Below are 5,230 nucleotides of genomic sequence, written 5' to 3'. Positions count from 1 at the left end.
TGCCGTCGGCACCCCCACTCGGGGGACACCTGCCGCGAGTTCACGAACCAGCGGAACGCTTCGTCGGGGCGACGTCGATGCGGCTCTCCCCACCGGGTGGGGCGATGGTGCGTCGGCGCGCCAGGCCGGGTCGCGCACCGGGGGGCGATGTGGTCGACCTCGGTGTGGGTGAGCCCCTGCCACTGACCGAGATGGGTCTCGCGCAGACGCTCGTCCACCGACACCGCCACACCGGCTGCATCTCCGAGCGCGTTCGCGGTGTCCAACGCTCGCCGCAGATCCGAGGACACGATCTTGATCGGCTCACGCGTCGCCAACTCGGCGGCGGCCGTCTTCGCCTGGCTGCGTCCGAGCTCGGACAGATCGGTGTCGAGCTGACCCTGCATGCGGTCGGTGGCGTTGTATTCCGTCTGACCGTGCCGAAGCAGGATGAGCCGTCTGATCATTGCTCCGATTCCGGAGCCGGATGCTGTCCGAGACCGGGAACCTCGATGGTCGGGCAGTCCTTCCACAACCGCTCGAGTGCGTAGAAGTTCCGCTCTTCGTTGTGCTGGACGTGCACGACGATGTCGGAGTAGTCCAGCAGCGCCCAACGGCCTTCTCTGGTGCCCTCGCGGCGGACCGGCTTGTGTCCGGCCTCACGGAGCTGATCCTCGATGTTCTCGACGATCGCGTTGACCTGACGCTCGTTGGGCGCGGAGGCGATGACGAAGCAATCGGTGATGTAGAGCTGATCGGAGACGTCGAGAATCACCACGTCGCCGGCCAGTTTGTCGTCGGCTGCGAGCGCGGCGATCCGCGCCATCTCGGCGGCTTCGGCTGTTGCAGTCACTTCGGTGTACTCCCACTCGTATGGCTCGGGTTCTCGGTCATTGCGCTGGTGACCGACCCTGCCGGTTGCTTCTTCTGGGGCGCTGGTTCCGACATGGTGACGGATCCGTCGAGACGCTGAGCGCCTCGTGGTCTGTAGAGATTCCTCTTCGAGATGTATTGCACGACGCCGTCCGGTACGAGGTACCAGACCGGCCGATTCTCACCGGCTCGAAGTCGACAGTCCGTCGACGATATCGCGAGTGCCGGGATTTCCATCAATGTGAGAGTGCCCGCAGGCAACGATCGAAGGTGGTTGGCGAGATGTTCGACGCCGAGCTCGAACCCGGGACGCGAGACGCCGACGAACTTGGCGAGCTCGAACAGCTCCTCCCAGTTCTGCCACGTGAGGATCGACTCGAGCGCGTCCGCCCCGGTGATGAAGTACAGCTCGGCATTGGGATGCTGCGATCGCAGATCGCGCAGAGTGTCGACGGTGTAGGTCGACTTCTCCCGATCGACGTCCACCCGGCTGACCGAGAACCGCGGGTTGGACGCCGTCGCGATGACGGTCATCAGGTAGCGATCCTCTGCCGGGCTGACCGACTTGCCTTCCTTCTGCCACGGGTTTCCGGTGGGGACGAAGATGACCTCGTCCAGAGCGAATTCGTTCGCCACTTCGCTCGCTGCGACGAGGTGCCCGTGATGAATCGGGTCGAACGTGCCGCCCATCACGCCCAAACGGCGGACGGACTGCCTACCGGTGTTGTCGCCGGAGTCGGATTCGCGCTGCACAACCGTCGATTCTACGTCCGAGGTGCCGCTGGTCGTCACACGCCTCACACCGGCAGCAAACGCGAGACCACGGTGGCGAGCTGCTGAGCCGATCGGCACTCGTGCATCGCGATCACGTCGGCGTACACCTTGGCAGCCGAATCGCCGGAACCCCACTGCGATTTCGGTTCGGGATTGAGCCAGTACGCGTGCTTGGCCACCGACACGATGTGCGCCAACGCCGGCAGCTTCGGCTCGCGGTAGTTGGTACGGGCGTCACCGAGAATCAGCACCGAACTGCGACTGGTGACCGCGTGCGCGTACTTCTCGTCGAACGTCGTCAGTGCATGGCCGTAGTCCGAGTGCCCGTCGTACGTCACGAGATCGGATTCGCGAATGATGCGACTCATCGCGGCTCCCAGATCGGAACCGGAATCGAAAAATTGCGTGACCTCGTCGGTGGAGTCGATGAACGCAAAGATGCGCACGCGCGAGAACTGCTCTCGCAGTGCATGCACCAACAGCAGGGTGAAGTTACTGAATCCTGCCACCGAGCCCGAGACATCGCACAGCACAACCAGTTCGGGGCGTGCCCGCCGAGGCTTGCGCTCGACCAGATCGATCGGGATGCCGCCGGTGGACATCGACTTGCGCAGCGTGCGACGCAGATCGATGGAGCCGTGCCTGCTTCGGCTGCGCCGCACCGCAAGTCGCGACGCCAACAGCCTGGCGAGAGGGGTGACGTTGCGACGCAGGGCCGCCATCTCCGTGTCCGAGGCGCGCAGGAAATCGACTTCCTCCGCGAGCTTGGGCACCCCGTAGCTCGCGACCCGCTCACGGCCCAGCTTTTCTGCCGACCGACGCCTCGTCTCGCTCTCGACCATCTTGCGTAGGTCTGCGATACGTTGCGCTGCAGTGCGTTTGGCCACCTCGGACTCGTAGTCGTCGGTGGGGCGATCGGGTGCGTCGTCGCTGCGCCCGAGCAATCCGTCGAGAATCTTGCGCAGCAACGTTTCGGGCGCCACGTCGCGCAGGGCCTGATAAGCAGAGAACGAGGGCCCGTTGGAGGACTTGTACTGTCCGAGTTCCTCGACCATCTGCGCTGCCAGCATCTGGGTCAACTCCGCGGCCTCGGCCGAATCGTCCGAGAGCAGATCCACCAACAGCTCGCGGAGGGCATCGATGTCGATGTCGCCGGTGTCGGTGCGGGGCAACGCGGTATCGATCTGCCCCGAGTCCCTGGTGCCCGACGCCACCGGAAACCACAGGTCGAACAGGGCGTCGAACACTCCCCGGTGCGTCGGCCGCCGCAGCAGCGCACAGGCCAATCCCTCGCGCACGGCCTCCCGATCGAGCAGGTCGAGAACCGACAGGACGCGTCCGGCATCGACCGTCTCCGACGGCCCCACCGAAATTCCACGCCGACGCAACGCGTCGACGAACCCGACGAGGTGACCGGGAATTCCGTGTGGGGCCTGCATGTCAGTTGAGCCGCAGTTCGGCAGCCGCGCGGACCTGGTCCGACTGATGCTTGAGCACCACACCGAGTGTGGAGCGAACCGCATCGTCGTCGAGGGTGTCCATCCCGAGCGCCAACAGAGTGCGTCCCCAGTCGATGGTCTCGGCCACCGAGGGCAACTTCTTGAGCTGCATCGCGCGCAGTACCCGCACGGTCTTGATCATCTGCTCGGCGATGGCCTCGGGCAGTTCGGGAACCCTGCTGGCGAGAATCCGACGCTCGAGGTCGGCGTCGGGAAAATCGAGGTGCAAGAACAGGCAGCGACGCTTGAGGGCCTCGGACAGTTCACGGGTGGCGTTGGAGGTGAGCACCACGAACGGCGTCCGCTCGGCCACGATCGTGCCGAGTTCGGGAATGGTGATCGCGAAGTCGCTGAGTACCTCGAGCAGCAGTCCTTCGATCTCGACGTCGGCCTTGTCGGTCTCGTCGATGAGCAGCACCGTTGGATCGGTTCGGCGAATCGCCTGCAGCAGCGGCCGCGCCAGCAGGAACTCCTCGGAGAAGACATCCAGCTTGGTCGAATCCCAATCGGCAGCGGTACCGGACTGGATGCGCAGGATCTGCTTGGCGTGGTTCCACTCGTACAACGCGCGGGCCTCGTCGACACCCTCGTAGCACTGCAGCCGCACCAGTTCGGCCCCGGTCGTCTGCGCGACGGCACGGGCCAGCTCGGTCTTGCCCACTCCAGCCGGACCTTCGATCAGCAGCGGCTTGCCGAGGCGATCGGCGAGAAACACCGAGGTGGCGGTGGCCTTGTCGGCCAGATAGCCCGTCTCGGCCAGGCGCCTCTGGACGTCGTCCACGCTGGCGAACAGCGGGGGTGTCGTCGGTAGGGCACGATCCATGTCACAGCTCCTGATGATCGGGTCTGGCCGGTTCTGCGAAGGGTGTCAGTCTCGGACGTGTCCGTCGCCCCACACGGTCCACTTGGTCGAGGTCAATTCGGGCAATCCCATGGGTCCACGCGCGTGCAGTTTCTGAGTCGAGATGCCGATCTCGGCTCCGAAGCCGAACTGCTCTCCGTCGGTGAACGCCGTGGAAGCGTTGACCATCACCGCGGAGGCGTCGACCCGCTGGGTGAACTCGCGCGCGGCACCGATGTCGGCGGCGACGATCGCCTCGGTGTGGCCGGTGCCGTATCGGTCGATGTGCTCGATTGCCTCGTCGATACCGCCGACGACCTTCAGCGCGATGTCGAGGGAGAGGTACTCCTGCGACCAGTCCTCGTCGTGGGCGGGCACGAGCCCGGGCAGGTCCCCGTGCACGGTGACGCTGTGCATCTGGAAAGCCTGGAGCAACCGCGGAACCATGGTCTCGGCGATCGCAGCGTCCACCAATACGGTCTCGGCGGCGTTGCAAACGCTGACTCGACGGGTCTTGGCGTTGAGCACGATCTTCTCGGCCGTGTCCGGATCGGCGGAGGCATGGATGTACACGTGGCAGTTTCCGACGCCGGTCTCGATGGTCGGGACCGTGGCATCGCGCACGACCGCAGCGATCAGTCCGGCTCCACCGCGCGGGATCACCACGTCCACCAGACCGCGCGCCTGAATGAGGTGGGTGACCGTGGCACGGTCGGCACTTCCCAGAAGTTGCACCGCCGCCTCGGGCAGACCGTGACCGCGCAACGCTCCCTGCAGCGCCTCGACCAAGGCCGCGTTGGACTGCGCCGCAGACGACGAGCCGCGGAGCAGCACCGCGTTACCGGACTTGAAGGCGAGGCCGAACGCGTCGACGGTGACGTTGGGCCGAGCCTCGTAGACCATGCCCACCACGCCGAGCGGAACCCGCAGTTGCCGAATCTCGAGCCCGTTGGGCAGCGTCGAACCGCGGATGATCTCGCCGATCGGATCGGGTAACCCGGCCACCTGTCGCAGCCCCGCCGCGATGCCGTCGATGCGCGACGCGGTCAGCCGTAGCCGGTCCAGCAGCCCCTCGTCAATACCGGCCGCTCGCGCGTTCTCGATGTCGACTGCATTCGCGGCGAGTACCGACTCCGCCGCAGCAACGACCGCGTCGGCCGCGGCATGCAGCACGGCGTCCTTCTCCGCAGTTGTCAGCAGTGCGAGCGCGCGTGATGCGGTGCGCGCCCGGCGCGCAGCGGCGTGCACGTTCTCTCGCTCGTCG

6 protein-coding genes are annotated in these 5,230 nt (G+C 65.8%); all 6 read right to left on the bottom strand.

The window, feature by feature from the left end; all coding sequences use genetic code 11:
- A partial coding sequence (locus RHBS_RS24145) for a histidine phosphatase family protein (RefSeq protein ID WP_237669638.1) occupies window positions 1–446 on the bottom strand: 446 nt, incomplete at its 3' end.
- Window positions 443–832, bottom strand: a complete 390-nt coding sequence (gene rsfS, locus RHBS_RS24140; protein WP_032394567.1) for a ribosome silencing factor — start codon at window positions 830–832, stop codon at window positions 443–445. The genes rsfS and RHBS_RS24145, both read right to left, overlap by 4 nt.
- Entirely contained in the window at window positions 829–1,542 is a 714-nt protein-coding gene (gene nadD, locus RHBS_RS24135; protein ID WP_237669640.1) for a nicotinate-nucleotide adenylyltransferase, read from the bottom strand. The genes rsfS and nadD overlap by 4 nt, the downstream gene beginning before the upstream one ends.
- 107 nt (window positions 1,543–1,649) lie before the next feature.
- Window positions 1,650–3,065, bottom strand: coding sequence for a VWA domain-containing protein (locus RHBS_RS24130; RefSeq protein WP_128646627.1), 1,416 nt, complete (start codon window positions 3,063–3,065; stop codon window positions 1,650–1,652).
- Between the two features lies 1 nt (window position 3,066).
- Window positions 3,067–3,948, bottom strand: a complete 882-nt coding sequence (locus RHBS_RS24125) for a MoxR family ATPase (RefSeq protein WP_037193103.1) — start codon at window positions 3,946–3,948, stop codon at window positions 3,067–3,069.
- A 45-nt stretch (window positions 3,949–3,993) separates the two neighbouring features.
- On the bottom strand, window positions 3,994–5,230 hold a 1,237-nt coding region (locus RHBS_RS24120; RefSeq protein ID WP_128646625.1), incomplete at its 5' end, for a glutamate-5-semialdehyde dehydrogenase.

Source organism: Rhodococcus sp. BS-15, from assembly GCF_000813105.1.
Taxonomy (GTDB): domain Bacteria; phylum Actinomycetota; class Actinomycetes; order Mycobacteriales; family Mycobacteriaceae; genus Rhodococcoides.
The sequence above is the reverse complement of the archived record's forward strand: the minus strand, read 5'-3'. Positions and strand labels throughout refer to the sequence as shown.

Coding starts and splice junctions, on each gene's coding strand:
- nadD (WP_237669640.1), bottom strand. CDS start 1,542: ATGGGCGGCACGTTCGACCCGATTCATCACGGGCACCTCGTCGCAGCG.
- RHBS_RS24125 (WP_037193103.1), bottom strand. CDS start 3,948: ATGGATCGTGCCCTACCGACGACACCCCCGCTGTTCGCCAGCGTGGAC.
- RHBS_RS24130 (WP_128646627.1), bottom strand. CDS start 3,065: ATGCAGGCCCCACACGGAATTCCCGGTCACCTCGTCGGGTTCGTCGAC.